Below are 4,857 nucleotides of genomic sequence, written 5' to 3' on the forward strand. Positions count from 1 at the left end.
GTATCAGTCAATGTATATGTTGATTGACACTGCGCTTTCGCGAGCAAGCCCGCTCCCACATTTGTTTTGTGGTGTACTCAAATCTCGTTACATTCCCCCGACAAAAATCCTGCGATAAATTCCTGACCACCTGCTACGTTTTATTCATGAAGGCGGGATGTCACTTTTCCTTCATACGGGCACGATAGGCTCGAGGCACTGGTCAGTTGACCGGGCTATTTTCAAACGGGCAGCAGGGGGATCACACGATGGACGACTATCAAGAAGAACTGCTCGAATTCCAGGCGTATGAACTGGATCAGCCAGAGCCGGCCGAAGACGCCACCGAGCTTTAAGGTGTCAGGCGGTTTTGCGATGACTGCGGCGAAACTCGCCGGGGGTCTGGCCGCTCCAGCGCTTGAAGGCGCGTTGAAACGCCTCGGCTGAAGCAAAGCCCAGCAGGTAGGCGATCTCGCCGAACGCCAGTTCGGTGTCGCGGATGTAGGTCATCGCCAGATCACGGCGGGTGTCATTGAGGATCGCGCGAAACTGCGTGCCTTCTTCGGCCAGTTTGCGGCGCAAGGTCCAGGTCGGCAGCTTCAGGCGCGCCGCCACTTCTTCCAGGTCGGGTTCCCGGCCACCATTGAGCAACGGCCCCAACAGCTGAGTGATGCGTTCACGCAGGCTGCGGGTGCGGGTCAATTGCTCCAGTTCTCGTTCACACAATTGCAGCAGATGCCGCCAGGTACTCGGGCAGTGCTCGGGATTACGCTGTGCGAGGCTGTTCAGGTTCAGGCGCAATTGATTGCGCTCAGCGCCGAACTGGATCGGGCAGTCGCCCAGCGCGTTGTAGGCGTCGCGGTAGTCCGGCGCGTCAAATTCGATCTCGATGCGCTCGGCGCGCAGTGGCTCGCGACCGACGCTGGAAAGTTGATGCAACCAGCCGGCGATGATCGAATCCACTACAAAACGGTTATAGGCGTTGTACGGGCTGATCGAATAGAAGCGCAGCCACGCGCCATGAGCGTCTTCGTGAAAACTCGACTGCCCGCGATAGTTGGAGCCGTACAGTGGCTCGAAGCGGATCAGACAACGGGCGGCCTCGCGTACGGTCGGCGCCTGCGCGGCAGTGACCCCGGCGAGCCCGGCCTGACTCAAGCGGCTGAGCTGGCCCATGCGCAAGCCCAGTGCCGGATCGCCGGTCAACTGAATCGCGCTGTGCCCCAGACGCATGTAGCGCGGAATCGACAACCGCGCGCCGGCCTCGGCCAGTCGCGCAGCATCCAGCCCATATTGTTCGAGCAGCGGTTGCGGATCGGCACCTTGGCTGCGCACGGCATCAGCGAGGCTATGCACGAAACCTACCGACAGATCCCCCAGGCGCATCGGCAGCGGCTTCATGGCTTACAACCAGACGTTCAGCAGACGCGCGCCACGGGCTTCGCCATCGGCGAATTGCTGGCCGTTGCTGCTGAGGAAGCTTTGCCCCGAACCGGGCTTGTCCCAGAACTGGCCGCGCAGGAACACACTCATGCCAGCAATCGCGCGACTGCTCGGCGGCTGCGCGGTCAGCGTCAGGCGATGCCAGGCCTGACCCTCACTGATTTCCCCGGGCTTGAGGCTGACCGACCCCGGTGTACTCGAACCCTTATAGCCGGCCCACGGCTGATTCCAGGCGTCGTGGCCGACGACGAAGGCCGGCACCGCCACCAGTTGCGCGCCTTGCTCGTCGAGTCGGCGATAGTTGTCCGGGTACCAGCTGTCGCTGCCGATCAGCACACCCAGACGCCCGGCCGGGGTCTCGACTACGTTGATCGTGTGCTCGTCTTCGCTTCCGATCACGTCACGTTGTTCGAAGATCGGGTGCATCTGCCGCTGTGGCTGGCCCAGCGGTACGCCATCGCTACCGAACACCACGCTGCTGTTGAACAGCGCGCCGCTACCGGGCTTGAGTTGGCCATCACGAATGCTCGGTTCGGGCAAGACGATAGAACCGGCCACCAAGGTCACGTGGAATTCCTTGGCCAGACCACCGAATAACGTCTGGTAATCCTTGGCCATGGCTTTGGACTTCATCCGCAGATGCGCGTCGTCGAGGCGATTTTCGCCCTTGGCAGTGAGCCAGGCGCGGGCGAACAGCAACGGATTGCTCGCCGCCAGCCAGTTCATCGCTTCGACGAGGGTCGGGGCCTGATACAGCTCGTCTTTCTCGCCGCTGATCATCAGCCAGGTGCCGACATGCTCGGGCAGTACCACCACGGTTTTTTCGTTGAGCAGCCCCTGATCCTGTGCCTGCTGCAGATAGGCCGCGAGTTTGCGGTGCAGGCGTTCCGGGCTTTGGTAGTCGGTGGGAAACAGTTCCGGCTGGATGCCCAGCAGATTGCCACGGTCGGCGGGCGTGCCCTGATCGACCGCCAGTTTGATGCGCAGGTCCGACAGGTAATGCCCCGCCGGCCGGTCCGCCGCCCACATGGCGTAGGTGGTCAGGGCGGCAACGATGGCCATGGAGAAAAACAGATACAGAAGTTTGCGCATGAAAACCAACAACAGCCGGGTACAGGGTGTGGCGACTAGGGTAGGGCGCATGCCTGCGCTTGCCAAGGGGCGCTGCGCATTTGGATCAATAAGTTGTAAGTTTCGGTCATTGAGTGACAGCAGTGCGACTCTTAGTCTGTCGAACATGACTGACGGGGGACGCAGAGCTCCCGCAATTTCCGTGATCGCACGTTGTGGAGTTACCGATGACCGCCGCTCATTACCCGCACCTGTTGGCCCCGCTGGACCTGGGATTCACCACGCTGCGCAACCGCACCCTGATGGGCTCGATGCACACCGGCCTTGAAGAGAAACCGGGTGGCTTCGAACGCATGGCCGCGTACTTCGCCGAGCGTGCCCGTGGCGGTGTCGGCCTGATGGTCACTGGCGGTATCGGCCCGAACGACGAGGGCGGCGTGTACTCCGGCGCAGCCAAACTGACCACCGAGGAAGAAGCGCTCAAGCACCGCATCGTCACTCGCGCAGTGCACGAGGCGGGCGGCAAGATCTGCATGCAGATCCTCCACGCCGGGCGTTATGCCTACAGCCCGAAACAGGTCGCGCCGAGTGCGATTCAGGCGCCGATCAACCCGTTCAAGCCCAAAGAGCTGGACGAGGAGGGCATCGAGAAACAGATCAGCGATTTCGTCACCTGCTCGGTACTGGCGCAGAGCGCCGAGTATGACGGTGTGGAAATCATGGGCTCTGAAGGTTATTTCATTAACCAGTTCCTCGCTGCGCACACCAACCACCGCACCGACCGCTGGGGCGGCAGCTATGAAAACCGTATGCGCCTGCCGGTGGAAATCGTCCGCCGCGTGCGCGAAGCAGTCGGCCCGAACTTCATCATCATTTTCCGTTTGTCGATGCTTGATCTGGTCGAGGGCGGCAGCAGCTGGGAAGAGATCGTGACCCTGGCCAAAGCCATCGAGCAGGCCGGCGCGACCATCATCAACACTGGCATCGGCTGGCACGAAGCGCGGATCCCGACCATCGCCACCAAGGTGCCGCGCGCGGCGTTCAGCAAGGTCACCGCCAAATTGCGTGGTTCGGTGAACATTCCGCTGATCACCACCAACCGCATCAACACCCCGGAAATCGCCGAGCAGATTCTCGCTGAAGGCGATGCCGACATGGTCTCGATGGCACGGCCGTTCCTCGCCGATCCGGACTTCGTCAACAAAGCTGCAGAAGGCCGCGCTGACGAAATCAACACCTGCATCGGTTGCAACCAGGCGTGCCTCGATCACACCTTCGGCGGCAAGCTCACCAGTTGCCTGGTCAACCCGCGTGCCTGCCATGAAACCGAGCTCAACTATCTGCCGGTGCAACAGATCAAGAAGATCGCCGTGGTCGGTGCCGGCCCTGCCGGTCTGTCCGCCGCGACCGTGGCCGCCGAGCGCGGGCATCAGGTGACCTTGTTCGATTCCGCCAGCGAAATTGGCGGCCAGTTCAACATCGCCAAGCGTGTGCCGGGCAAGGAAGAATTCTTCGAAACCCTGCGCTACTTCAAGCGCAAGCTGCAGACCACGAATGTCGAGGTGTGCCTGAACACCCGTGTCGACGTGGCGAAGCTGGTCGAGGGCGGTTACGACGAAATCATCCTCGCCACCGGCATCGCGCCGCGTGTGCCGGCGATTCCGGGCGTGGAGAATGCCAAGGTGCTGAGCTACCTGGACGTGATCCTCGAGCGCAAACCGGTGGGCAAGCGTGTCGCGGTGATCGGCGCGGGCGGCATCGGTTTCGATGTCTCGGAATTCCTTGTGCACGAAGGCGTGGCCACCAGTCTGGATCGCACCGCGTTCTGGAAAGAGTGGGGCATCGACACCCATCTGGAAGCCCGTGGTGGCGTGGCCGGGATCAAAGCAGCGCCGCACGCGCCGGCTCGCGAAGTGTTCCTGTTGCAGCGCAAGAAAACCAAGGTCGGTGATGGTCTGGGCAAGACCACTGGTTGGATTCACCGCACCGGTCTGAAGAACAAGCAGGTACAGATGCTCAACAGCGTCGAATACCTGAAAATCGACGACGAAGGCCTGCACATCCGCATCGGCGAAACCGGCGAGCCGCAAGTGCTGGCGGTGGACAATATCGTGATCTGCGCCGGCCAGGATCCACTGCGCGATCTGCAGGAAGGTCTGGTCGCGGCGGGGCAGAATGTGCACTTGATCGGCGGCGCCGATGTGGCGGCGGAGCTGGATGCCAAGCGCGCGATCAACCAGGGTTCGCGTCTGGCTGCTGAACTCTAAGCCCCACAAATCTCCAATGTGGGAGCGGGCTTGCTCGCGAAGGCGTCGTGTCAGTTGACCTATGCAATGACTGACAGACCGCATTCGCGAGCAAGCC

General features: G+C 61.6%; 3 protein-coding genes. 1 reads left to right on the forward strand and 2 read right to left on the reverse strand.

Translation table 11 applies throughout. The features are described 5' to 3' along the window. Positions 1–339 precede the first annotated feature (339 nt). Both QMX91_RS28980 and QMX91_RS28985 read right to left on the reverse strand, forming a co-directional pair. The gene (locus QMX91_RS28980) at positions 340–1,380 is read right to left on the reverse strand and encodes an AraC family transcriptional regulator (protein ID WP_134785962.1); all 1,041 of its coding nucleotides are present in this window, start codon (positions 1,378–1,380) and stop codon (positions 340–342) included. 3 nt (positions 1,381–1,383) lie between these two features. Next, a complete protein-coding gene (locus QMX91_RS28985) occupies positions 1,384–2,514 on the reverse strand; it encodes a carbon-nitrogen hydrolase family protein (RefSeq protein ID WP_282413765.1) in 1,131 nt (376 codons plus the stop codon). Between the two features lie 206 nt (positions 2,515–2,720). Between QMX91_RS28985 and QMX91_RS28990 the strand changes: the two genes are divergently transcribed. Beyond that, on the forward strand, positions 2,721–4,760 hold the full coding sequence (locus tag QMX91_RS28990) for an NADPH-dependent 2,4-dienoyl-CoA reductase (RefSeq protein WP_098968100.1): 2,040 nt from the start codon (positions 2,721–2,723) through the stop codon (positions 4,758–4,760). Positions 4,761–4,857 lie beyond the last annotated feature (97 nt).

Source organism: Pseudomonas sp. PS01299 (assembly GCF_029960145.1).
Lineage (GTDB): Bacteria > Pseudomonadota > Gammaproteobacteria > Pseudomonadales > Pseudomonadaceae > Aquipseudomonas > Aquipseudomonas putida_A.

Coding starts and splice junctions, on each gene's coding strand:
- QMX91_RS28985 (WP_282413765.1), bottom strand. CDS start 2,514: ATGCGCAAACTTCTGTATCTGTTTTTCTCCATGGCCATCGTTGCCGCC.
- QMX91_RS28990 (WP_098968100.1), top strand. CDS start 2,721: ATGACCGCCGCTCATTACCCGCACCTGTTGGCCCCGCTGGACCTGGGA.
- QMX91_RS28980 (WP_134785962.1), bottom strand. CDS start 1,380: ATGAAGCCGCTGCCGATGCGCCTGGGGGATCTGTCGGTAGGTTTCGTG.